The 274-nt window shown below is 69.7% G+C and carries 1 pseudogene; it reads left to right on the top strand.

Features of this window, described 5'->3' with window-relative positions:
• Positions 1-274 (top strand): annotated as a pseudogene (locus ACPYOG_RS19495) (hypothetical protein); the annotation flags it as partial.

Here is a 274-nt window from a genome sequence, read left to right as displayed (position 1 = left end):
CGAAGCCGTCACTCGTGCACGACACGCCGACCAGTCCGAACCCAGGAAGCGTCGACGCGTCTCCGGTCGCGTTCGGGCGCTGCTCGCCGGCGGCCTCGTCCTTGGGGTCGGTGCGACCGTCACCCTTGCGGCCTGGAAGGTGCCCGTCGCGAACTCGGAGTCGTTCCAGGCCGGCACATTCAACCTGCAGGGGTCCACCGACGGCACCGCGTTCAGCGACCACGCCACCACTCCCGGTGCTGCGCTGGGCTTCAGCGTGAACGCTTCGTCGCTG

This window comes from Leifsonia sp. HAY1-4F (genome assembly GCF_056755275.1).
Note: the sequence above shows the minus strand (reverse complement) of the source record. Positions and strands in the feature narration are given on the sequence as shown.